The organism is Microbispora sp. ZYX-F-249 (assembly GCF_039649665.1).
GTDB lineage: Bacteria > Actinomycetota > Actinomycetes > Streptosporangiales > Streptosporangiaceae > Microbispora > Microbispora maris.
Map to the genome: position 1 here is coordinate 101,921 of NZ_JBDJAW010000017.1, position 21,656 is coordinate 123,576.

A 21,656-nucleotide genomic window follows, 5' to 3' on the forward strand; every position below is an offset into this window, starting at 1 on the left:
TCACAGGTAGAAGCTCCGCCTGTGCCTGGAGGCCATGGTGACACTGCGCGTCGCGATCGTCGGGTCGGGCCCGGCCGGCATCTACACGGCCGAGGCGCTGGTCAAGCAGTCGCACGATCCCGTCGAGGTGGACGTCCTCGAACGCCTGCCCACGCCGTACGGGCTCGTCAGGTACGGCGTCGCGCCCGACCACACGTCGATCAAGTCGATCGCCGGCTACCTGCGCAGGGTGCTGGAGACCCCGGGGGTCCGCTTCCTCGGCGGCGTCGAGCTGGGCGCGGACCTGTCCGCGGACGACCTGCTGTCCTGCTACGACGCCGTCGTGTACTGCACCGGGGCGATGGTGGACAGGCACCTCGGCGTCCCCGGCGAGGAGCTGCCGGGCAGCGTCGCCGCGACCGACTTCGTCAACTGGTACTGCGGCCACCCGGACGTGCCGCCGGACGCCTTCTCCCTCGACGTGGAGGACGTCGTCGTCATCGGCGTCGGCAACGTCGCCGTGGACGTGGTGCGGATCATGGCCAAGAGCGCGGACGAGCTGCGCGGCACCGATGTGCCCGAGGAGGTGCTCGACCGGCTGGCCGCCTCGCGGGTCAAGCGCATCCACATGGTCGGCCGGCGCGGCCCCGAGCACGCGAAGTTCACCCTGAAGGAGCTGCGCGAGCTCGGCGAGCTGCTGAACGCCGACGTCCTCACCTTTCCCGACGAGATCGCGGTCGCCGACCTGACCACGCTGTCGCGGCAGGTCAAGGGCAATGTGGACGTCCTGCGGTCGTGGTCGGAGCGCAAGCCGGCCGACCGGCCCCGGCGCCTTGAGGTGCGGTTCTGGCTGCGTCCGGTGGAGATCCTCGGCGTGTCCCGGGTCGAGGGCGTACGGCTGGAGCGGACCCGGCTGGAGGACGGCCGGGTCGTCGGGACGGGCGAGTACGAGACGATCCCGGCGGACATGGTGATGCGCTCGGTGGGCTACCAGAGCGTGGCGCTGCCCGGGGTGCCGTTCGACCCGGGGACGATGACGGTGCCGAACGTCGCCGGCAGAGTGGCGGACCGGCAGTACGTCGCGGGCTGGCTCAAGCGGGGGCCGACGGGCGTGATCGGGACCAACAAGTCCGACGCGGCCGAGACCGTGCGCACGCTGCTCGCCGAGGCGGTGCCGGGCACCGCGACCGCACGGCTGGACGATCTGCTCGCCGCGCGCGGGCTGAGCCCGGTGACGTACGAGGACTGGCTCGCTATCGAGGCCGCGGAGACCTCGCTGGCCGGCAGCCTGCGGAGAGGCGAGCGGGTGAAGCTGGTGGGCAGGGACGCGATGCTGGGCGCGTGCGGCAGGCTCGCCCGGCCGGGCAGCACCTCCTGACGGTCGTCCCGGTCAGGACCAGTGGGCCGGCCGGTGGTAGCGCGCGCCGTCGCGGCCGGGCACGAGCTCGGGAAGCTGCGACTGCCGGATGAGCGCCTCGCCGAGGGGGAACCATGCGTCACTGGCGAGGCGCAGGCCGTCGGAGCGTCTGCCGGGCGGGAAGACGGCGACGACCCTGGTCTTGCCGCCGCGCCTGGCGTCCACCCGGCGCACCGCCTCGATGGCCGCGCACAGGTCGGAGTCGGCCGACAGCAGCAGCACCATGTCCACCCGGTCGAGGGCGACGTCGCCGACCATCGCGGCGGCCAGCGCGACGTCGGACTGCTTCTCCTCGTAGGTCTTCCAGGAGACGCCGCAGGCCCGGCAGGAGGCCCGCTGCTCCTGGAAACGCCCGAGCACCACCTCGACCCCGAGGGTCTCCAGGACCGCGAGGTAGGTCTTCTGCCGTAGCAGCGCGGCCGGTTCGCCGCGCACGTGCGCACTGAAGTAGCGGACGGCCGCCAGCGTCTGCCCGGGCCTCAGCAGCCGGCACGCCAACGCGTGGAGATCGAGCCAGAGATAACGGCGTCCCCGCAGGGAGCGCAGCCCGTAGTAGAGGTTGAACCCGTCCACGTAGACCCCGACACGCAGGACCTGGGGAACGGGGTTGTCGCGCACCGCCATCATCTCCTAACATGGAGTCACCGCGCCCGGGGTTACGTCCCAGGGCTCTACGGCCCCCGGCAGGGGGCCGTTTCTTTTCCGCTCACCTGTTCGATCGGCTGTTCGAGGAAAAGAATAGCCAACCGAACGTGGTCGTGCAGCGACGTTGCGTGATGACGTCGCCGTGGCGGAGGCGTCTGCGAGGATCGTCCCCATGGAGACGACGCTGACCGGCCCAGACGGATCGCTCGCCGGGCCGCTCGACGGCTTCGCGGGCACCTATGACGAGCAGCTCGCCCGGTTCCCCGTACGGGAACCCGCGTGGCAGCCGGTGCACACCGTGTACGTGCCCGCGGACCGGGTGACGGCGGAGATCGTCCAGCAGTGGCGGCACGCCGCGACCGACCTGCTCCACCGGCTCCTGTTCACCCCCGCCGAGCTGGCCGCGTTGTTCGGGCTCGACCCCGACCTGGCCCAGCCCGTGCACGACCGCGTACGCAGGAAGCTGCACGCCGAGCCCATCGAGGACCTGCGGATCGACTTCGAGGACGGGTACGGCCCGCGCTCCCCGGAGGAGGAGGACCGGCACACCGAGTCGGCGGCGGCGGCGGTGGCCGCGATGCACGCGGCGGGCACGCTGCCCCGCAGGTGGGGGCTGCGGGTGAAGTCGTTCGCCGACGGCGACCCCCTGCGCTCGGTGCGCACGCTCGACGGGTTCCTGACCGGGGTCGTGCGGCGCGCCGGCGAACTGCCCGGCGGGTTCACGGTCACGTTCCCCAAGGTCCTGATGGAGGACTACCTGCGCCAGTTCGCCGGCTGCCTGGAGGCGCTGGAGCGGGCGTTGCACCTGCCCGCCGGCACGCTGCGCTTCGAGATGCAGGTGGAGGCTCCGCAGACCGTGCTCATGCTCCAGCGCTCGGCCGGCCTCGTGCCCTCGCTGGGCGGGCGGCTGGCGGCCGCCCACTTCGGGGTGTTCGACTACACCGCCGCGCTCGGGCTGCCGCCGGACGAGCAGCGGCTCGACCATCCGGCCTGCGACCACGCGCGGCACGTCATGCAGACGGCGCTGTCGGGGACGGGCGTGGAGCTGTCGGACGGCTCCCTGGCCGCGGCCCCGGCCTCGGACGCGGCTGCCGACGTGCACGCCCTGCTGCGCAGGCACTCGGCGCTGGTGTCGCACTCGCTGGCTCACGGCTTCTACCAGGGCTGGGACATGCATCCCGCGCACCTCGTCAGCCGCTTCACGACGGTGTACGCGTTCCACCTCGCCTGCTACGAGAAGTACGCCGACCGGGTGCGCGCCTGGCAGGAGCGGCGTACGGCCGCGGGGGGCGTGCTCGACGAGCCCGCGACGATCAGGACGCTCGTCGCGGCGCTGGCCCGGGCCGACCGGGCGCTCTGCTGAGATTTGCCGTATCGGCAATATTGCTTGCCGTGTTCACCGGCCGTGCCGCACTGTTGCGCACAAGCCGAAAACGGGAGGCACAGGTGAGCGAGAAGTACGACGTGGTCGTGGTGGGCGGCGGCGCCGCCGGGCTCAGCGGCGCCCTGGCGCTCGGGCGGGCACGGCGGTCGGTGCTGGTGGTGGACGCCGGAGAGCCGCGCAACGCGCCTGCCGGGCACATGCACAACTTCCTCGGCCGGGACGGCACGCCGCCCGCCGAGCTGCTGGCGGCCGGGCGGGAGGAGGTGATCCGGTACGGCGTCGAGGTCGTCGCGGGGCGGGCCGAGACCGCTGCGCGGGAGGACGACGGCTTCCTCGTGACGCTGGACGACGGCCGCGCCGTACGGGCCCGGCGGCTACTGGTGGCGACCGGAGCCGTCGACGAGTTGCCCGGCGTGCCCGGGCTGGCCGGGCGGTGGGGCCGCGACGTGCTGCACTGCCCGTACTGCCACGGCTGGGAGGTCCGCGACCGGCGGATCGGGGTGCTGGCCACCGGGCCGCTCTCCGTCGAACAGGCGCTGCTGTGGCGGCAGTGGAGCCAGGACGTGGTGTTCCTGGCCCACCGGCTCCCCGCGCTGTCCGACGAGGAGGCCGAGCGGCTCGCCGCGCGCCGGATCCCCGTCGCCGAGGGCCCGGTCACGGCGATCGAGGTGACCGGCGACGCGCTCACCGGGGCGCGGCTGGCCTCGGGCGAGGTCGTCGCGCTCGACGCGCTCGTCGTCGCCGCGCCGCTCACCGCGCGATCCGGGGTGCTGGAGTCGCTCGGGCTCAAGCCGGTCGAGGTGGAGATCGGCGGACACGTGGCCGGCACCCGGATCGCCGCGGAGCCGACCGGGGCGACCGCCGTACCCGGCGTCTACGTGGCGGGGAACGTGACGGACGTGCGTGCCGTGGTCGTCGCGTCCGCCGCGGCGGGCCTGGCCGCCGGTGCGGCGATCAACATGGATCTCATCGCGGAGGAGACCCGGGAGGCCGTCGACGCCTACCGGGACCAGATGAGCACGATGGTCGAGGAGGCCGCCTGGGAGGAGCGCTACCGCTCCCGGCCGGCGGTCTGGAGCGGGCAGCCGAATCCCCAGCTCGTCGCCGAGGCCGCCGGGCTGCCGCCGGGCCGGGCCCTCGACGTCGGCAGCGGCGAGGGCGCCGACGCGGTCTGGCTCGCCGCGAGGGGCTGGCGGGTGACGGGGGCCGACATCTCCGCCACGGCGCTGGAGCGGGCCGCCGCCCACGCCGCCGAGGCGGGTGCGGACGTGGCGGGCCGCGTCGAGTGGCTGCACGCGGACCTGCGCGACCACGCCCTTCCCGAGGGCGCCTACGACCTGGTCTCGGCGCAGTACATGCACCTGCCGGGCGAGGACAGGCGGGAGCTGTTCGCCCGGCTGGCCGCCGCGGTGGCTCCGGGCGGCACCCTGCTGATCGTCGGGCACCACCCGTCCGACCTGCTGACCACGGCCCGGCGGATGCACTTCCCGCAGATGATGTTCACCGCCGAGGAGGTCGCGGCCTCGCTCGACCCGGCCCATTGGGAGGTCGCGGCGGCCGACGCCCGGCCGCGCACGGCCACCGACCAGGAGGGGCGCGAGGTCACGATCCGCGACGCCGTCCTCGTCGCCCGCCGCCGCGTGTGAAGAGCGTCAGAACCGGTCCACGATGCCGCGCCAGCGCCTGACCCGGTCCGGGTCGACCGGCTCCCGCCACGAGCCCCGTACGGCGGTGCCCACGTGGAAGGCCCGGACGCCGTAGTCGAGCAGCACCGGGACGTGCTCCTCGCGCAGGCCGCCGCCCGCGAGCATCAGCGAGGCGTCGCCCGCCTCGGCCCGCGCGCGTAACACCCCCAGGCCGCTGCCGACGCCCTCGGGCGAACCGGACGTGAGGACGGTCGCCAGGTTCGGCAGCAGCCGTACGGCACGCCAGGCGGCCCGCACGTCGGCGGCGTGGTCCACGGCGCGGTGGAAGGTCCAGGGCAGCGGCGAGACCGCGTGGATCAGCGCGTCCGTCGCGTCCCGGTCGACCGACCCGTCCTCGGACAGGAACCCGAAGACGAAGCCCGCCGCGCCGGCCTCGGCGAGCTCCTTGACGTGGCCGCGCAGCCGGTCGAGCTCGTCCGGAGTCACGGTGAACCCGGCGTTGCAGCGGAGCATGACCATCTGCGGCAGCCCGCACTCGCGCGCGATCGCCGCGACGAGGTCCGCCGAGGGGGTGAGCCCGCCCGCGTCCATGTCGGACACGATTTCCAGGCGGTCCGCCCCGCCCTCCTCGGCGGCCACGGCGTCACGCAGGTCGAGCGCGATCACTTCAAGGAGGGATCCCGTCATGAAGTGAACAGTATCCGGTCCCTTTGCGGCGCCTCACGGCATCCGCCCTGTTCAGCACTCGATCAACTCGTTGTGGGCAGTGATGTCAAGAACTCTCCGGGCTTGTGCGGCATGTCCCTCACGGGGGGCCGGCACCACCGGCACCGCCGGCGTGCGGGAGTGGGACGACTCCGCCGGGAGCGTTCCGGGGGCGTCCCGCTCGAACAGCGCGCCTGAGGCGCGGTGCGGCAGGTCGACGGTGCGGACGTGCCGGAAGCCCGCCCTCCGGTAGTACGACTGCAGGCGGGCGTTGTCCTTGGCGCAGTCGAGCCGGAGGTAGGGCCGGCCGTGGACGGCGGCCCGCAGGGCGGCCCAGTCGAGCAGCGCCTCCCCCAGGCCCTGTCCCGAGTAGAGCCTGCTCACGGCGAGCTTGTGGACGTAGAGCGCGTCGCCGGGCCGGTCCGCGGGGGCCCAGAACTCCGGGTCGGCGTGGCCGTCCACGGCGATCGTGGCCGCCGGCACCCGGACGCCGGAGTCGTCTTCGGCGTCCTCACCGGCGTCCAGGACGTACATGACCCCCTCGCCGATGAGCGGTTCGATGCGCCCGGCCGGGAAGCCCCCGGCGGGCCACTGTCGCACGCCGAGGCCGTTCAGCCACCCGGCGGTGCGCGCCAGCAGGGTGAGGACGCCCTGCAGATCGGCGGGGGCGGCGCGACGCAGCGTGAGTTCCGTAACAAGATCCAGGGTGTTCGCGGGCATGCCTGATTCCTTTCGTGCCGACGGCGGCGATTCGATCACTGTGAGTGACGGCGGGATGCCGTACAGCGTCCGTCCGGAGACGGCGGGCCGCGTCAGGGCGCGCGGGTCCGGCGCGGTCCCCTGCCGGGGTCAGGACGGGAATCGCGGGAACGGCCCCCCGGAGGAGGGCCCGGCGGCCTGGGACACCCGCTCAGCCGAGGGGGCGTCCGGGCCTCGTCAATGACGTTCCAGCTCGTATCGGATCAGATGCTTGTCTGCGGGCAGCACGGACACGGCGACGCGTACGGGCGTGTCGTCGGCGTCGTAGCCGACCCGGGTGTGGACGACGACCGGTGTGCCGGGCTCCAGCTGGAGCCGTGACGACTCGTCCGAGGTCGGCATGCGCGCCGAGAGGTCGTCGATCACGCGGACCTGGAGGTGTCCCAGCTCCTCCAGCACCCGGTTGGCCCCGCGCGTGATGTCGCCGGGCCGGGCGATCTCGGAGTCCCCCACGATCTCCAGGGGGAAGTAGGAGTCCAGCGTGTTGTACGGCTGGCCGTCCACGAAGCGCAGCCGCCGGCGCACGACGGCCAGGGCGCCGTCGGCGAGGGCGAGGCGGGTGGCCACGTCCTCGGGCGGCTCGACGATCGAGACCTCGATCCTCTGGTCCGCCGTACGGCCCTCGGAGCGGACCGCGTGGACGAACGTGTCGAACCGCGGCTCCTCCTGGTCGTACGGGAGGAACTCGTCCTGGGGGCGCATGAGGAGGGGGCGGCGCTCGCGTACGAACGTTCCACGCCGGCGCATCCGCAGGATGAGACCCTCGTTCTCCAGCTCGCCCAGTGCCAGCCGTACGGTGTTGCGGCTGACGCCGTGCGCCTCCATGAGGTCGGCCTCGGTCGGGATCTGGTCGCCCGGCGCGAGTTCGCCCGCGTAGATGGCCCTGCGCACCTCAGCGGCCACCTGCTGGTAGAGCGACGATCGTGCCATCTTTCCTCAATCCACCCTTTTGTTCCAACAAATCTAGAGGATCTCGGTCTACCGGGAAACAACCCCTTGACCTGAGCCCACCCAGCCGCGCATTATCCAAACGTTGGTACAAATCCATCCAATGGAGGTGGGCCCGTGAGGGCGGCCCGTGCGAGAACGCCGAACTCGCTCTGCCGCGACCCCGAGCCCGGACCTGCCAGAGACCAGACCTATCAGAGCGACGGGAACGACATGTCAGAGCTGTCGGTATCCACCGGCATGACCGCCTTGCGCGGAAATGGCGTGACGTGCCCGAACGCGCGGTACCACCGCACCCCCGAGCGGCCGGACGAGGACGGCCGCTCCCCACGGACTCCGTGCGAATGAACGAGGTCTCGACCCCAACCCTCGCCGGGGTCGAGGTCTCGCGCCGGGGCGGAGCGCGTCCTGGCGGGTCCCCCACGCCCGCCAGGACGCGCCACCGTTAGATGGTGCGATGGCGTGCCGACCTCGCCGGCAGCAATTTTGAACCGGGTTCATTTCTGAACCTGGTCCATGTATGCTCCCCATGTGATCGCCGAAGAGAAACGAGCCCGGCGCAGAGCCCACATCGCGGACGCGGCGATGCGGCTGTTCGCCGAGCGGGGGTTCGACGCGGTGACCGTCAACGAGGTCGCCGAGGCGGCCGGGGTCGCTAAGGCGACCCTGTTCAACTACTTCCCGACCAAGGAATCCCTGGTCTTGCACGTGCTCGACGACGACCTCGCGCGGGTCGTCGCCGAGCGCGCGCCGGACCGCACGCCGCTGCGCGCACTGCGCGAGCACTATCGCGAAGCCGTCGCCGAGCCCGCGGACTCCCACGTCCCCGGGCTGCGCACCATGGTGCGGGTCATCCAGCAGAGCCCCGCGCTCATCGCCGGCGTCAGCCGCTTCCGCGGCGAGCAGGTGGCGGCCCTGGTCAAGGCCCTCATAGAGGCCGGCGAACCGGACGACATGCGCGTCCGGCTGATGGCCGCGCACATCGTCACCGCGGTCGGCACCGTCCAGGAGACGTTCTTCCAGCGCCTGACGGACGGCATGCCCCCGCCGGCGGCGGGCAGGCTCGTCGGCGGTGACCTCGATCTCGCGTTCGACCTGCTGGAGCGGGCCTTCGGCGGAGAGGAGAACTGATGCGCGTACGAGGAGTCACCTACGACACCGGCTTCCTGCCCGGCGACGCCAGCCGGCCGCAGTGGCACCCGGAGGCGGTCGAGCGCGACATCCGGGTCATCGCCGGCGAGCTGCACTGCACCGCCGTGCGCATCACCGGCGGCACGCCCGAGCGGCTCTCGCTCGCCGCCGAACTGGCCGCCGAGGCGGGTCTCGAGGTGTGGTTCTCGCCCTTCCCCGTCGACCTGGGCGCTTCCGACATGCTCGCCCTGTACGCCGACTGCGCCCAGCGGGCCGAGGCCGTGCGGCGGGCCGGCGCCGAGGTCGTCTTCGTTCCCGGCTGCGAGACCAGTGCCTTCGGCCACGGGTTCCTGCCCGGGGCCACCTACGAGGACCGGCTCGCCGCCATGACCGGCGCGGACCTGACCTGGTGGCAGGCGATCGCCCCGGTGATGGAGCGCTTCAACGCCTTCCTGGGCGAGGCGGCCGCGGTGTCCAGGAGGCACTTCGGCGGCCGGGTGACGTATGCCGCGGGCCCCTGGGAGTTCGTCGACTGGGCCCCGTTCGATCTGGTCGGCGTGGACGCCTACCGCGCCGCGTACAACGCCGCCCACTTCACCGACGAGCTGCGCGGCCTCTTCAGCCACGGCAAGCCGGTGGCCGTGACGGAGTTCGGCACCTGTCCCTACGCGGGAGCCGGCGACCTCGGCGGCATGGCCTGGACGGTCCCCGCGGGCGCCGTCCGCGACGAGACCGAGCAGGTCCGCTATTTCACCGAGCTGACGGACGCCTTCGAGGAGGCGGGCGTCGACGCCTCCTTCTGGTTCACCTTCGCCGGCTACAACCGCACGGGACGTGCCGCCCTCGGCTCCTACGGCGTCGTCGAGATGCTGGACCCGACCACCTGGAAGCCCAGAGAGGTCTTCCACACGATGGCCGCCCGCTACGCGAACCCCTAGCTCAGGGGAATGCATCGCCTCCGGCCCTCCTTGAGTCTCATGGGGAGTTCCGGCTGAGGAGGCGCCCGCGCGATGAGCATCCCTGTGTCCCGGAGGGTCGGCCATGACGGCGCCAGGAGGATTCCGGCCGTCAATGCCCAGCACTTCAGGAACGTCCTCGGCAGGTACGCCACGGGCGTCGTGGCCGTCACCGCGATCGACACGCTGACCGGGGAACCGTGCGGCCTGGCCGTCAACTCCTTCACGTCGGTGAGCCTCGACCCGCCGCTGGTGGCGTTCTGCGTCTCGGGCGACAGCACGAGCTGGCCGCGGCTGAGGGCCGCCGCGAGCGTGTGCGTCAACGTGCTCGCCGAACAGCAGCGGGAGGCGTGCGAGCGGCTCGCCGCCCCGGGCGGGGACAAGTTCGCGAATCTGTCGTGGGCCCTGTCCCCCGGCGGCGCCCCCGTCCTGGACGGCGCGCTCGCCTGGATCGACTGCGTCGTGGACGTGGAGCACCCCGCCGGCGACCACGTGATCGTCGTCGCCCGGGTCACCGGACTGGACCGGCACGACGACGGCGGCCCTCTGGTGTTCTTCCGGGGCGCGTACGGGGGGTTCCGCTCCTGACGCCGGAACCGACCGGTCGGTATGCTGCCCGCATGACTCTGTTCTCGGTGGAAGGCAAGACGGTCGTCGTCACGGGCGGGTCCCGGGGCATCGGGAAGATGATCGCGCGGGGGTTCCTCGACGCGGGCGCCACCGTCTACATCTCCTCACGGAAGAAGGACGAGCTGGAGGCCACGGCCGCCGAGCTGGGCTGCCACGCCGTACAGGCGGACCTGTCCACCCCCGACGGCGTCGAGGCGCTGGCGCATGCCGTGTCGGAGCGGGACAGCAGCCTCGACGTGCTCGTCAACAACGCGGGGGCGAGCTGGGGCGCGCCGCTGGAGGAGTACCCCGAGCACGCCTTCGACAAGCTCTGGGACATCAACGTCAAGGGCGTGTTCTTCCTCACCCGCCGCTTCCTGCCGCTGCTGCGCGCCGCCGCGTCGCCCGACGACCCGGCACGGGTGATCAACATCGGGTCGATCGACGGGCTCCGCGTGCCGTTCATGGAGAACTACGCGTACTCGGCGGCCAAGGCGGGCGTCCACATGCTCACCCGGCACCTGGCCCACCAGCTCGCCCGGGAGTCGATCACGGTCAACGCGATCGCGCCCGGGCCGTTCGAGTCGAAGATGATGGCCTTCGCGCTCGACGACCCCCAGATGCGCGGCGCGATCGAGAGCGGCGTTCCGCTCGGCCGGATCGGCAGGCCCGACGACATGGCGGGGGCGGCCATCTTCCTCGCCTCACGCGCCGGGTCGTACCTGACCGGTGCGGTGATCCCGGTGGACGGCGGGATCTCCACCCACGGGTAGGGGACGGGCATGTGGCAGGTCGCGGTGTGCGGGCCGGGCGAGTGCACCTCGCAGGAGGCCGAGGCGGCCCGCGCCGTGGGCCGTCTGCTGGCCGAGCACGGCGCGGTCGTGCTGTGCGGCGGGTACGGCGGGGTGATGGCCGCCGCCGCGGCGGGCGCCCGGGAGGCCGGCGGCGTCGCGGTCGGCGTCCTGTCCGGGCGGGACCGGTCCGGGGCGAGCCCGGACCTCACCGTGGCCCTGCCCACCGGCCTGGGCGAGGCCCGCAACGCGCTGATCGTGCGGGCCGCCGACGCGGTCGTCGTCGTGGGCGGCTCCTGGGGCACGCTGTCCGAGCTGGCCCTCGCCCAGCGGGGCGGCACGCCCGTGATCACCCTCGGCGGCTGGCGGGTCCTCGACGCCGGGGGCCGCCCGGTGCCCGGTCCGGTGGCCGCCGCCGATCCGGCCGAGGCCGTACGGCTGGCGCTGGCCGCCGCGGGACGGGCGGGCCCGCTCAGCCCTTGAGCATCTCGGCGAGGGTCTCGGCGAACAGGTCCGGCGCGGCCAGCTCGTCCCGCAGGAACAGGTAGGGCTCGGTGAGCTCCAGCTCGATCAGGACCGGCTCGCCGTCCGGCATCCGCACCAGGTCCACCCGGGCGTACAGCAGGTTGGGCGGCACCGCGGCCAGGACCCGCTCGGCGAGGGCGAACTGGTCGTCGTCCGGGTCGCGCAGGGTGGCGCGGTTCTCCCGGGTCTCCGCCACACCCGCGAGCATGGGGTGCCGCCGTACGGCGTGGCTGAACTGCCCGCCGAAGTACAGCAGCGACAGCTCCCCCTCCTGCTCGACGGACGGGACGTACGGCTGGACCATGACCGTGCGGCCCTCGGCGAGCAGCTTCGCCGCGTGACCGGCGGCGGCGTCCCGGTCCGCGGTGCGGACGGTGTCGCGGGCCCCCGCCGAGACGGCGGGCTTGACCACGTACTCGTCCCAGCCGGGCAGGTCCGCACCGGGGTCGCCGCCCCGGGTGGGCCAGTGGGTGGGAACGGTGGGCACGCCGAGCGTAGGCAGATAGGTCTTGTCGGTGTTCCACTCGATCACCTGTGCCGGGTTGAACAGCCGCGTGACCGACTCCACCCGGTGGGCCCACGCGACGAACTCGTCACGACGGTCGATGTAGTCCCATGGGGACCGCACCACCGCCGCGTCGAAGTCCGACCAGTCGACGCGGGGGTCGTGCCAGTTCACCGGCGAGCCCTCGATGCCGGCGCCGAGCCAGGCGGCGAGGGCGATCTCCCGCTCGTCGTCCAGCTCGGCCGCCGGGTGGTCAGTGGTGACGTAGGCGACCTTCATGACGCTCCCATCCGCATGTCATCGGTGACCAATGCTATTGGGCACGTCAGGTGAGCCCGGCCAGCACCTCCGCCGCCGCCTGCCCGCAGACCCTGGCGGCGCCGTGCGTGGCGATGTGGACCGCCCCCAGGTCCGTACGGCCCGGCAGCCCCATCTCGACCACGACGCCGTCCGGCCGGGCGGCCAGCAGGCGCTCCAGCAGGTCCGTCTGCCAGAGGTGGCGGTGGGCGTCCCGCACGACGACGACGAGGGGCCGGTCGGCCGCCTGGCTCAGCACCGTGCCGGCGACGCCGTTGTGGACGTCGCCCCGGCGCAGCCGGGCGACCGTGGTGCCGGGCAGGAGCTTGCCGAGCGGCTCCCCCGCGCCCCAGGGCATGCCCTTGTCGATCGCGAGGTTGGTCTCCGGCGCCAGCTCCACCACGTGCGGGGCGCCGGCCAGCGGCAGCACCCCGTCCCCCCCGCGCAGGGTCACCCGTACGGCCCGGCGGGCGGCGACGAGCCCGATCTCGTCCTCACGGTCGTCCGGCGCCGGGGCCTGCGCCTGCCAGGCGGTCAGGGCGCGCACCCGCGCGGCGGCGTCGGCGAGCCGCTCCTCCGACAGCCTGCCCTCGGTCACCGCGTCCGCGACCGCGTCGCGGATGTGCTCGTGGGTCGCCTCGTCGGCGTTCTCCCCGCCCACGCAGACCGCGTCGGCGCCCGCCGCCACGGCCATCGCGCTCGCGCCGCCCAGGCCGTACCTGCCGGAGACGGCGGCCATCTCGATGCCGTCGGTCACGATCAGGCCCTCGAAGCCCAGCTCCTCCCGCAGCAGGCCGGTGAGGATGCGGGGGCTGAGCGTGGCCGGCAGCTCCTCGTCGTACGCCGTGACCAGCAGGTGGCCGGTCATGATCGAGCGCACGCCCTCGGCGATGGCCACCCGGAACGGCCACAGCTCGACCTCGGCCAGCTCCTCCCGGGAGGCCGGGACGCGTGGCACGCCGTGGTGGGAGTCGACCGACGTGTCGCCGTGCCCCGGGAAGTGCTTGGCGCAGGCCGCCACGCCGGTGGCCTGCAGGCCGCGGATCCAGGCGGCCGTGTGCCGCGCGACGAGCAGCGGGTCGGCGCCGAACGACCGCAGGCCGATGACCGGGTTGTCCGGGTTGGAGTTGACGTCGGCGGCCGGGGCGAAGTCGATGTTCACCCCCGCGGCCCGCAGGTCGCGGCCGATGTCGCGGGCCACCCGCTCGGTCAGCTCCACGTCGTCCACGACGCCCAGGGCGTAGTTGCCCGGCCGCGAGCTGCCCGTGCGGGCCTCGAGCCTCGTCACCTCCCCGGCCTCCTCGTCGATGCCGATCAGGATGTCGGGGTTCTCCGCGCGCAGAGCCGAGGTCAGCGCGGCGAGCTGGGCCGGGGTGTCGACGTTCCGGGAGAACAGCACCACACCGGCGAGCCCGCCGGCGAGCCGCCGCCGCACCCAGTCGGGGGCGGTGGTCCCGGTGAAGCCGGGCAACAGGACCGTGTCGGCCAGACGGAGCAGGTCAGGGCTTCGCTTCATGCTGCGCCCACAAGGCATCGCTCAGGCATGCCCCGCAATCTAATAGGAAAGTTTCCTATTTGCTAGGGGGGCAGGCCTGGGGATGTGCTCACAGATCGATACGGTGGAGCCGGTTCTCCTTCACCTCGAAGCCGGCGACGGTGGTCGCCGGGGCGCCGGGACGGTCCACGAAGGCGACGGCCCGGTAGTCCGCGCGGAAGCCCTCCATGTCCGCCGCGCAGGACACGTAACCGTGGCGGCTGTCGAAGAACGCGATGTGCGGGTTGGCGTCGAGGATCGCGCTCGCGTCGGTGGTGCCGGGCATGCTCGTCACCGACGGCCCGACGAACTCGACCCCGAGTGCGCGCGAGGCCGGGTCCGCCCAGTCGGCGCGGATGTCGCAGGCGTAGGCGCTGTGCACGTCGCCGCTCAGCACGACCAGCCCGTCGGGGGCGGCGGCGAGCACGCGGGACCGCGAGGCGGGGTAGCCGTCCCAGGCGTCGGCGCTCACCGGCTCGAGCGGGAACTTCCGCTGGGAGAAGAACACCGCCTGCGCGAGCACCTTCCACCGGGCCGCCGAGCCGCGCAGCCGGTCGGTCAGCCACTTCTCCTGCTCGGCGCCGAGCATGTCGCGCCCCTCGCGGTACTGCCGCGTGTCGGTCAGCAGGAAGTCGGCCACCCGGCCGTACGGGCGCCAGCGGTGGTTCTGCAGGGCGGAGCCGGACGGGCGCACGCGCAGCGGCTGGTGCTCGTAGTAGGCCTTGAACGCGGCGGCCCTGCGCTTGAGGAAGGCGGCGGGGCTGCCGCCGTCGCCGGGCAGCGCGCCCGCCCAGTTGTCGCGCACCTCGTGGTCGTCGGGGATCGGGACCCACGGCGCGGCGGCGTGGGCGGCCTGCAGGTCCTTGTCCATCTTGTAGCGGGCGTAGCGGTTGCGGTAGGCGCCGAGCGTCGTGCACTCGGCCGCCGACTCGAGCGGGCGCACCCACCGGCCCGGCTTGGGGTTCTTCGGCTTGCCGTACTCGTAGATGTAGTCGCCGAGGTGGAGGACGAGGTCGGGGCGCTCCGCGGCCATGTGACCCAGCGCGGTGAAGTGGCCGTGCTCGTAGCGCTGGCAGGAGACGAAGCAGAACCGGACGGGCGCGGTCGAATCGGGGGCGGGCGCGGTCCTGGTGCGGCCCACCGGGCTGACGTGGCCCTCCACGAAGAACCGGTAGAAGTAGTCGGCGGCGGGCCGCAGCCCGGCCACCCGCACGTGCACGCTGTGCGCCCAGTCCGGTTGCGCGGGCGCCGTGCCGGACTGCACGATCCTCGTGAACGCCTCGTCCTCGGCGAGCTCCCACCGTACGGTCATCGCCCGGTTGGGCATGCCGCCGGGCTGTGTCGGATGCAGCGGTTCGGGGGCCAGACGGGTCCACAGGATCACGCCGTCGGGTAACGGCTCCCCTGACGCCACCCCCAGGGTGAACGGATAGCCCATTTTCGCCATGAGTTCGATCCTGCCCTACGGGCACGGCCGGTGCGGGGAGGTCGGGCGAGGCGAGAGTGTGAACAAGCTCTTGGTCGGCGGCCATAATGGGAGCCGTGAACCAGCGTAAGGACTCCGGCGGCACGGCCGCGCCGGTCAGGGCGAAGCGGGGGGCGGCCGGTTCGGCGTCCGAACGGCGCGACCACCTCGTCAAGCTCGCCGCCGAGTTGTTCGCGCGCAAGGGCTTCCAGGCCACCACCGTGCGGGAGATCGCACTGGAGGCCGGCATCCTCTCCGGCAGTCTCTACCACCACTTCGACTCCAAGGAGACGATCGTCGACGAGGTGCTGCGCACCTTCCTCGAGGATCTGATCGCCCGTTACCGCGCGGCCCTGGACACCCGGACCGACCCGCGCTCGGTCCTGGCGGAGATGGTCAGGATCGGCTTCGGCACTCTGGAGGACCACCGAGCGGCCATCACGGTCATGCAGAACGACTGGAACTACCTGCGCTCGCTGCCCGGCGACCGGTTCGACTACCTGGTGCGGGCCGAGGACGAGGTCGAGCGCCTGTGGGTGGAGCAGATCAAGAGCGGCCAGGCCGCCGGGCAGTTCCGCCCCGACGTCGACCCCAAGCTGACCTACCGGATGATCCGCGACACGATCTGGGTGACCGTGCGCTGGTTCCGCCCGGACGGCAGGCTCGACACCGACGCGCTCGCCGACCACTTCGGCAAGCTGCTGTTCGACGGCCTGGCGACCGGCGAACGGGCGAGCCGCCCGTCATGACACTCCTCAAGGCCGTACGGCTCGCGCTGACCGAGGCCGCCGACCCGGCGCGCGCCGTCTCGATGCGGTCGTACATGAAGTCGGAGATGCCGTTCCTCGGGGTGACGGCCGTGCCCCGCCGGGCCGCGCTGCGCAAGGTCTTCGCCGAGCACCGGCTGGACAGCGCCCCCGAGTGGCGCAGGGCCGTGCTGGCCCTGTGGCGCGAGGCGGAGTACCGCGAGGAGCGCTACGCCGCCATCGAGCTGTCCGCGCACCGCTTCTACCGGCCCTGGCAGACGCTCTACACCATCCCCATGTACGAGGAGATGATCGTCACCGGGGCGTGGTGGGACCTGGTCGACGACATCGCCGTGCACCGGATCGGCACGCTGCTGCGGCTGTATCCCGAGAGCATGCGCCGCCTGGTGCTGGAGTGGGCGCACGACCCCGACCTGTGGAAGCGGCGCACGGCCATCCTGTGCCAGAACTCCTTCAAGGAGCGGACCGACGCCCACCTGCTCTACGCCTGCATCGAGCCGAGCCTGTCGGACACCGACTTCTTCGCCCGCAAGGCGATCGGCTGGGCGCTGCGGGAGTACGCGAAGACCAACCCGCAGGAGGTGCTCCGCTACGTGAAGCACCAGGGCCTCAGCGGGGTGAGCCGCCGCGAGGCGCTGCGGAACCTCCCCGGCGCGTAGGGGTCAGTTCCCGAGGAGCCACCGCGCCGCCCGCCGCAGCAGGGCGCGGCGCACCGGGTTCTCGTACGAGCGGGTGTCGTGGCCGAGCGCGTCGTACACGACCCTGCCGCCTGCCACGGTTCTCGCCCACAGCAGGGGCTGGTCCCCCGAGTACGCCAGCGGCTCCACGTCCGGCAGGACGTCGAGGTCGGTGTAGACCTCGTCGGTCACCTCGAAGCCGGTCAGGCCGTCGACGATCGGGTGGCCGCCCGCGAGCCCGACCTCCGCCGGGCCGATCGGCGGGTGGTACGACTTGCCCCATCTCCAGGCGCCGCCCACGATCTCGGCCCACTCCGGCCAGTCGTCGAAGCAGAGCGAGGCGGTGTGCACGGCGAGCAGCCCGCCGCCCCTCGCGAGGTGAGCGAGCAGCGTGCGCCTGACGGAGTCCGGCGTCTCGAAGCGCCACCGGTCGCGCTCCTCCGCGAAGTCGTCGCCGTCGATCCTCCAGCGGAACGCGTTCACGGTGATCAGGCCGACCGGCGGGGGCTCGGCCAGTGCCCCGGCGATGTCCTCGGTGATCTCCGACTCGATGCCGATCTCGGCGAGGACGCCCGCGAGGGCGGCCGAGGTGGCCGGGAAGTCGTGGGCCACTCCCCCGGACAGGATGAGGTTGCGCGGCATGACAAGCACCTTACGTTCTGGGCTGGGCGCGGTCGCCCAGGGCGAGCAGGACGTCCCTGAGCAGGTCGGCCAGGGCGCGCGCGGCCGGTTCCGGCACGTCCGCCAGCAGCTCCCGGTGCGCCTCGGTCGTGGCCAGCGACAGCTCCTCGGCTTTCGTCACGCCGAGCGGGGTGAGCCGCACCCACGAGCTGCGCCCGTCGGCCGGGTCGGGCTCCCGTTCCACCAGCCCGGCGGCGACCAGCCGCTGCAGGATGTTGCTCGTCCCTCCGGTCGTGAGCATCAGGTGGGAGGCGAGCCTGCTCGGCTTGAGCCGGTAGGGCCGGCCGGCCCGGCGGAGGGTGGCGAGGACGTCGAACTCCGCGTACGTCAGGCCGTGCCGGCCGAGCACCGCCTGGGTGACCTCCTCGACGCGGGCCTTGAGCCGGGTGAGGCGCTTGACGATCTCGAGTTGGACGGTGGCCGCCTCCGGCAGTTCGGCCCGCCACCCTTCGATCATCTCGTCGACCCGGTCCCGCTGTCGCATGGAGTTGAGCCTAGTCCCTCGCTCTGATAGCTTTCGCAAAAGCTTTTAGGAAAGCATTTTGGATAGGGGTTCCAATGAGAACGATCATCGTCAACGGCACCGTCGTCGACACCGAGCCGCACCCGCACGTCGTGCCGGACGCGGCCGTCGTCATCGAGGACGGCGTCATCGTCTCGGTCGGGCCGCGCCCGGACGACGGACCGGAGAACGACCAGATCGTCGACGCGGGCGGCGGCATCGTGCTGCCGGGCTTCGTGGACACGCATCGCCACGTGTGGCAGAGCGTGCTGCGCGGCATCGCGGCCGACGCGACGCTCGGCGCGTACCTCGACCTGGTCCTCGGCTCCCTCGCCCCGGCGTTCCGCGCCGAGGACGTGTACGCCGCCAACCTCTGGGGCGCGGCCGAGGCCCTCAACGCCGGCGTCACCACCGTCTACGACTGGTCGCACATCCAGCTCACTCCCGGCCACACGGACGCGGCCGTCGAGGCGTTACGCGAGTCCGGCGTACGGGCGGTGTTCGGGTACGCGCACCGGGGGACGGGCGACGCCGACCGCGCCGAGCGGGAGGTGCGGCGGGTCCGCTCGGCGCTTCTGCCCTCCGACGACGGCCTCGTCACCCCCGCCCTCGCCGCCTGGGGCCCGGTCTACGGCTCGGTGGAGGCCGCGCGGGCCGACTGGGCGCTCGCGCGCGATCTCGGTCTGCGGGTCAGCCTGCACGCCACCGGCGAGGGCCCGGTCGAGCGGCTGCACGACGCCGGCCTGCTCGGCCCGGACGTGCTGTTCGTGCACTGCAACGGCATCCCGGACGAGTCGCTGAAGCTGATCGCCGGCAGCGGCGGCACGGCCTCGGTGGCCCCGGCGGTGGAGTCGCTGATGGGACACGGCCACCCCGAGACCGGGAGACTGCGGTCCTTCGGCATCACGACCGGACTCGGCGTGGACACGGTCACCGACGTCCCCGGCGACATGTTCTCCGTGATGCGCGCGGCGTTCGCGGCCGGACGCGCCCGCCCCGTGGGGCCCGGTCTCACCGCGGCGGACGTGCTGCGCATGGCCACGGCCGAAGGCGCGGCGGCGCTGGGCATGGACCACAGGATCGGCTCGCTGCGTCCCGGCAAGCAGGCCGACATCGTGATCCTGGACGCCGGAGCCCCCGGCCTCGCGCCCGTGCACGACCCGGTGGCCGCGGTCGTCACGGCGGCCGACACCGCCGCCGTGGACACGGTCCTGGTCGGCGGGCGCGTCGTCAAGCGCGGGGGCCGCCTCGTGGGTGTGGACGTCGACCGCGCCCGCGACCTCGCCGTACGCGCGGCCCGGCGCGTCACCGCGCACGCGAGGACTACATCCGCAAGGTGACTTTTTTGCTCCGGTGACAACCGCCCTTTCGGGTGAGACCTTGAGTCGAAGCTATCCGAGGGGGCGGCGTCATGAACGCCTGGTCGGTACCGGGCTACCGGGAGGTGCGCGAACTCGGCGCCGGCGGCGCCGGGCGGGTCGTGCTGGCGACCTACGTGACCACCGGCGCCTACGTGGCGATCAAGTACCTGCGCGAGGAGCTGCGGCGGGATCAGCGCTTCCTCGCCGGGTTCCGGCACGAGGCCCGGGTCATGGTCGAGCTGAACGATCCCAACGTCGTGCGCCTGTACGAGTACGTCGAGGCGCCCGACGGCGCGGCGATCGTGATGGAGCTCGTCGACGGGGTCTCGCTGCGCAGGATCCTCGCCGCGCACGGCTCGACCAGCCCGGAGGCGGCGCTGGTCGTGCTGAAGGGCTCGCTCGCGGGCCTGTCGGCCGCGCACGCCGCGGGCATCGTCCACCGTGACTACAAGCCGGAGAACGTGCTGATCCAGGCCGACGGGACCAGCAAGTTGTCGGACTTCGGCATCGCGACGCCGAGCGGCTCGCCGGACGCGCCCGCGGGCACGCCGCCCTACATGGCACCGGAGCAGTGGTACGGCGGGCTCGCCGGCCCCGCCGCCGACGTGTACGCGGCCACCTGCGTGTTCTACGAGTGCCTCACCGGGCACCGGCCCTTCCGGGCGAACGATCTGACGGCGCTGCGCATGCTGCACCGCAGCGCTCCCATCCCGGCGGCGGACGTGCCGGGCTCGGTGCGGGACCTGGTCGCGCGCGGCATGGCCAAGAACCCGGCGGACCGGCCGCCCACCGCGCGGGCGTTCATCGTCGATCTGGAGACCGCCGCGACCGCCGCGTACGGGCCCGACTGGGAGCAGCGCGGCCGCCGCCATCTGGCCGAGCTGGCGACCCTGCTGGCGCTGACGTTCCCCCTGGCCGCCCCGGCCGAGCCGGTCGAGGCGTCCACCTCGCTCGCCCAGACCGTGCTGTCGGAGCGGCTCACCCGCTTCGCGCCCCGTTTCGCCATCGGCGCCGCCGTGCTGTCGGCCGCCGTGATCGCGGCGGTGGTCGCGGCCAACCGGCAGACCCCGGTGGCACAGGACACCCTGCTCACCCCGCCCCCGCGGAGCGCTCCGGCGGAGCTGTTCCCGGCCACGGACTCCACGGAGACGGCCCCGCCGGCCGTAGTACCTGGGACGGCACCCGGCGAGACGGCACCGGACGAGACGGCAGCGGGCGACACGTCGGGGAGCGACGCGGGGCCGGACGAAAACTCCGGCACGCCGCCGCCCGAACTGTCCGAGACGCCGGTGTCGTCCGTGTCCACCGGGCCGGCCGTCCCGCCGGGCTCCTCCGTGCCACCGAGCCCCGCGAAGCCGCCGGGCTCTTCGGGACCGCCGGGCTCTCCGGGACCGAGCGCCACCCCCTCGCACCTGGGCGCGACCGCGTCGCCGGCGCCTGCGCGGGTGACGGACCTCGGCATCGCGGCGTTCGACGGCCAGGCGGTCACGGTCGACGTACGGGCGAGCACGACGGCCCGGGTCCTGCTCACCACGCGTTTCGCGTCCGGGCCGTCGCCGGACGCCCTCACCGCCGCGCCCGCGCAGACGGTCGGGCTGCGGGGCGCGAGGTCCTATCACATCGGGCTGCAGCAGGCGTTCCCCGCCCCCGCCTGCGGGACCACCGTCTACCGGCGGGTCGAGGTGTCCACCTCTCCGGCCGCCCGCGGAGGCGCCCGCACACGCACGCGGAGACTCACCGGGGCGCCCTGTCCGGCGCCCGGCGTCGAGGACGTGGCGATCGACCGCTGGGACGGCAGGGCGGCGGCCGTGACCGTGCGGACCACGGGCAGGGGCCCGGTCACGGTCTCCACCGTCTTCACGCGCGACGGCCGCTCGGCGGCGGCCGACACCCGTACGCTTTCCGGCCGCACGTCCTACTCCTTCACGGTGGCGGCCGGCCTCGGCCCCGTGGAGTGCGGGAAGAGGGCGCTGTTCGGGGTGCGCGTCACGACCGATCCGGCCTACCCCGGCGGGCCCCGCCAGGCAGAGGTGGGGGTCGGCGGCCCCCGGTGCCCGCGGCCGCGGGAGTCGCCCTCGGGCCGGGGGAACGAGAGCCCCACCCCGCCCGCGACACCCGACCCGCCCAAGACGCCCGATCCACCCAAGACACCCGATCCGCCGAGGAGCCCCGATACGCCCACCACTCCCGATCCGCCGCGAAGTCCGGCGCCGGGGGACCCCGGGCCGCGGGAGCCGGGGCCGCAGAGTCCCGATCCGCAGGAGACCCCGCCGCCTCCGGTGATCGACTGACCCGCGCACCACGTGCGGGGACGTGAAAGATTCACCGCCGTCCCGGCCGCCATTCTTTCGCATACTTTTCGAAGCGCCTGT

The 21,656-nt window shown here is 73.2% G+C and carries 21 protein-coding genes; 12 read left to right on the top strand and 9 right to left on the bottom strand.

Going from position 1 to position 21,656, the window contains the following annotated elements; genetic code table 11:
- Positions 1-34: 34 nt before the first annotated feature.
- The gene (locus AAH991_RS21315) at positions 35-1,357 is read left to right on the top strand and encodes an FAD-dependent oxidoreductase (RefSeq protein WP_346227628.1); all 1,323 of its coding nucleotides are present in this window, start codon (positions 35-37) and stop codon (positions 1,355-1,357) included.
- 12 nt (positions 1,358-1,369) lie between these two features.
- On the opposite strand, the gene AAH991_RS21320 is transcribed toward AAH991_RS21315, so the two are convergent.
- A complete protein-coding gene (locus AAH991_RS21320; protein WP_346227629.1) occupies positions 1,370-2,014 on the bottom strand; it encodes an NYN domain-containing protein in 645 nt (214 codons plus the stop codon).
- Positions 2,015-2,213: 199 nt separating this feature from the next.
- On the opposite strand from AAH991_RS21320, the gene AAH991_RS21325 reads away from it, so the two are divergent.
- Positions 2,214-3,404, top strand: a complete 1,191-nt coding sequence (locus AAH991_RS21325) for a DUF6986 family protein (RefSeq protein ID WP_346227630.1) — start codon at positions 2,214-2,216, stop codon at positions 3,402-3,404.
- An 83-nt stretch (positions 3,405-3,487) separates the two neighbouring features.
- The gene (locus AAH991_RS21330; RefSeq protein WP_346227631.1) at positions 3,488-5,071 is read left to right on the top strand and encodes an FAD-dependent oxidoreductase; all 1,584 of its coding nucleotides are present in this window, start codon (positions 3,488-3,490) and stop codon (positions 5,069-5,071) included.
- A gap of 6 nt (positions 5,072-5,077) precedes the next feature.
- Here AAH991_RS21330 and AAH991_RS21335 read toward each other — a convergent pair whose 3' ends face one another.
- From AAH991_RS21335 to AAH991_RS21345, 3 genes are all read right to left on the bottom strand, one after another.
- On the bottom strand, positions 5,078-5,758 hold the full coding sequence (locus tag AAH991_RS21335; protein WP_346227632.1) for a copper homeostasis protein CutC: 681 nt from the start codon (positions 5,756-5,758) through the stop codon (positions 5,078-5,080).
- Positions 5,759-5,809: 51 nt separating this feature from the next.
- The gene (locus AAH991_RS21340) at positions 5,810-6,496 is read right to left on the bottom strand and encodes a GNAT family N-acetyltransferase (RefSeq protein ID WP_346227633.1); all 687 of its coding nucleotides are present in this window, start codon (positions 6,494-6,496) and stop codon (positions 5,810-5,812) included.
- Between the two features lie 216 nt (positions 6,497-6,712).
- Positions 6,713-7,465 (bottom strand): GntR family transcriptional regulator, encoded by a 753-nt coding sequence (locus tag AAH991_RS21345; RefSeq protein ID WP_346227634.1) that lies wholly within the window; start codon positions 7,463-7,465, stop codon positions 6,713-6,715.
- Positions 7,466-8,014: 549 nt separating this feature from the next.
- Here AAH991_RS21345 and AAH991_RS21350 point away from each other — a divergent pair.
- The 5 genes from AAH991_RS21350 (at position 8,015) to AAH991_RS21370 (ending at position 11,453) form a co-directional block, all read left to right on the top strand.
- The gene (locus tag AAH991_RS21350) at positions 8,015-8,614 is read left to right on the top strand and encodes a TetR/AcrR family transcriptional regulator (protein WP_346227635.1); all 600 of its coding nucleotides are present in this window, start codon (positions 8,015-8,017) and stop codon (positions 8,612-8,614) included.
- On the top strand, positions 8,614-9,552 hold the full coding sequence (locus tag AAH991_RS21355) for a glycoside hydrolase family 113 protein (protein ID WP_346227636.1): 939 nt from the start codon (positions 8,614-8,616) through the stop codon (positions 9,550-9,552). The genes AAH991_RS21350 and AAH991_RS21355 overlap by 1 nt, the downstream gene beginning before the upstream one ends.
- Before the next feature lie 72 nt (positions 9,553-9,624).
- Complete coding sequence (locus AAH991_RS21360) at positions 9,625-10,158, top strand: flavin reductase family protein (protein ID WP_346227637.1); 534 nt, start codon at positions 9,625-9,627, stop codon at positions 10,156-10,158.
- Between the two features lie 32 nt (positions 10,159-10,190).
- Entirely contained in the window at positions 10,191-10,952 is a 762-nt protein-coding gene (locus tag AAH991_RS21365; protein WP_346227638.1) for an SDR family oxidoreductase, read from the top strand.
- 9 nt (positions 10,953-10,961) lie between these two features.
- Positions 10,962-11,453 carry a TIGR00725 family protein gene (locus tag AAH991_RS21370; RefSeq protein WP_346227639.1) on the top strand — a complete coding sequence of 164 codons (492 nt, stop codon included), beginning with the start codon at positions 10,962-10,964 and terminating at the stop codon, positions 11,451-11,453.
- Here the strand turns inward: AAH991_RS21370 and AAH991_RS21375 are convergent.
- The 3 genes from AAH991_RS21375 to AAH991_RS21385 form a co-directional block, all read right to left on the bottom strand.
- Complete coding sequence (locus AAH991_RS21375) at positions 11,443-12,279, bottom strand: ATP-grasp domain-containing protein (RefSeq protein WP_346227640.1); 837 nt, start codon at positions 12,277-12,279, stop codon at positions 11,443-11,445. The two genes, AAH991_RS21370 and AAH991_RS21375, sit on opposite strands and share 11 nt — an antisense overlap.
- Before the next feature lie 46 nt (positions 12,280-12,325).
- Positions 12,326-13,813 carry a glycoside hydrolase family 3 protein gene (locus tag AAH991_RS21380; protein WP_346227641.1) on the bottom strand — a complete coding sequence of 496 codons (1,488 nt, stop codon included), beginning with the start codon at positions 13,811-13,813 and terminating at the stop codon, positions 12,326-12,328.
- An 88-nt stretch (positions 13,814-13,901) separates the two neighbouring features.
- Complete coding sequence (locus AAH991_RS21385) at positions 13,902-15,278, bottom strand: alkaline phosphatase D family protein (RefSeq protein ID WP_346227642.1); 1,377 nt, start codon at positions 15,276-15,278, stop codon at positions 13,902-13,904.
- 86 nt (positions 15,279-15,364) lie between these two features.
- Here AAH991_RS21385 and AAH991_RS21390 point away from each other — a divergent pair, with 86 nt between their 5' ends.
- Together AAH991_RS21390 and AAH991_RS21395 are read left to right on the top strand one after the other, a co-directional pair.
- Entirely contained in the window at positions 15,365-16,045 is a 681-nt protein-coding gene (locus AAH991_RS21390) for a TetR/AcrR family transcriptional regulator (RefSeq protein ID WP_428834004.1), read from the top strand.
- Complete coding sequence (locus tag AAH991_RS21395; RefSeq protein WP_346227644.1) at positions 16,042-16,722, top strand: DNA alkylation repair protein; 681 nt, start codon at positions 16,042-16,044, stop codon at positions 16,720-16,722. The genes AAH991_RS21390 and AAH991_RS21395 overlap by 4 nt, the downstream gene beginning before the upstream one ends.
- 3 nt (positions 16,723-16,725) lie before the next feature.
- On the opposite strand, the gene AAH991_RS21400 is transcribed toward AAH991_RS21395, so the two are convergent.
- Together AAH991_RS21400 and AAH991_RS21405 are read right to left on the bottom strand one after the other, a co-directional pair.
- Entirely contained in the window at positions 16,726-17,382 is a 657-nt protein-coding gene (locus tag AAH991_RS21400; protein WP_346227645.1) for a ThuA domain-containing protein, read from the bottom strand.
- A gap of 10 nt (positions 17,383-17,392) precedes the next feature.
- Entirely contained in the window at positions 17,393-17,905 is a 513-nt protein-coding gene (locus AAH991_RS21405; RefSeq protein ID WP_346227646.1) for a MarR family winged helix-turn-helix transcriptional regulator, read from the bottom strand.
- Positions 17,906-17,979: 74 nt separating this feature from the next.
- On the opposite strand from AAH991_RS21405, the gene AAH991_RS21410 reads away from it, so the two are divergent.
- Both AAH991_RS21410 and AAH991_RS21415 read left to right on the top strand, forming a co-directional pair.
- On the top strand, positions 17,980-19,263 hold the full coding sequence (locus AAH991_RS21410) for an amidohydrolase family protein (RefSeq protein ID WP_346227647.1): 1,284 nt from the start codon (positions 17,980-17,982) through the stop codon (positions 19,261-19,263).
- A 71-nt stretch (positions 19,264-19,334) separates the two neighbouring features.
- Complete coding sequence (locus AAH991_RS21415) at positions 19,335-21,575, top strand: protein kinase domain-containing protein (protein ID WP_346227648.1); 2,241 nt, start codon at positions 19,335-19,337, stop codon at positions 21,573-21,575.
- Positions 21,576-21,656: the final 81 nt, after the last annotated feature.

Coding starts and splice junctions, on each gene's coding strand:
- AAH991_RS21315 (WP_346227628.1), top strand. CDS start 35: ATGGTGACACTGCGCGTCGCGATCGTCGGGTCGGGCCCGGCCGGCATC.
- AAH991_RS21325 (WP_346227630.1), top strand. CDS start 2,214: ATGGAGACGACGCTGACCGGCCCAGACGGATCGCTCGCCGGGCCGCTC.
- AAH991_RS21335 (WP_346227632.1), bottom strand. CDS start 5,758: ATGACGGGATCCCTCCTTGAAGTGATCGCGCTCGACCTGCGTGACGCC.
- AAH991_RS21340 (WP_346227633.1), bottom strand. CDS start 6,496: ATGCCCGCGAACACCCTGGATCTTGTTACGGAACTCACGCTGCGTCGC.
- AAH991_RS21345 (WP_346227634.1), bottom strand. CDS start 7,465: ATGGCACGATCGTCGCTCTACCAGCAGGTGGCCGCTGAGGTGCGCAGG.
- AAH991_RS21355 (WP_346227636.1), top strand. CDS start 8,614: ATGCGCGTACGAGGAGTCACCTACGACACCGGCTTCCTGCCCGGCGAC.
- AAH991_RS21360 (WP_346227637.1), top strand. CDS start 9,625: ATGAGCATCCCTGTGTCCCGGAGGGTCGGCCATGACGGCGCCAGGAGG.
- AAH991_RS21365 (WP_346227638.1), top strand. CDS start 10,191: ATGACTCTGTTCTCGGTGGAAGGCAAGACGGTCGTCGTCACGGGCGGG.
- AAH991_RS21370 (WP_346227639.1), top strand. CDS start 10,962: ATGTGGCAGGTCGCGGTGTGCGGGCCGGGCGAGTGCACCTCGCAGGAG.
- AAH991_RS21375 (WP_346227640.1), bottom strand. CDS start 12,279: ATGAAGGTCGCCTACGTCACCACTGACCACCCGGCGGCCGAGCTGGAC.
- AAH991_RS21380 (WP_346227641.1), bottom strand. CDS start 13,813: ATGAAGCGAAGCCCTGACCTGCTCCGTCTGGCCGACACGGTCCTGTTG.
- AAH991_RS21385 (WP_346227642.1), bottom strand. CDS start 15,278: ATGGCGAAAATGGGCTATCCGTTCACCCTGGGGGTGGCGTCAGGGGAG.
- AAH991_RS21390 (WP_428834004.1), top strand. CDS start 15,365: ATGGGAGCCGTGAACCAGCGTAAGGACTCCGGCGGCACGGCCGCGCCG.
- AAH991_RS21395 (WP_346227644.1), top strand. CDS start 16,042: ATGACACTCCTCAAGGCCGTACGGCTCGCGCTGACCGAGGCCGCCGAC.
- AAH991_RS21400 (WP_346227645.1), bottom strand. CDS start 17,382: ATGCCGCGCAACCTCATCCTGTCCGGGGGAGTGGCCCACGACTTCCCG.
- AAH991_RS21405 (WP_346227646.1), bottom strand. CDS start 17,905: ATGCGACAGCGGGACCGGGTCGACGAGATGATCGAAGGGTGGCGGGCC.
- AAH991_RS21410 (WP_346227647.1), top strand. CDS start 17,980: ATGAGAACGATCATCGTCAACGGCACCGTCGTCGACACCGAGCCGCAC.
- AAH991_RS21415 (WP_346227648.1), top strand. CDS start 19,335: ATGAACGCCTGGTCGGTACCGGGCTACCGGGAGGTGCGCGAACTCGGC.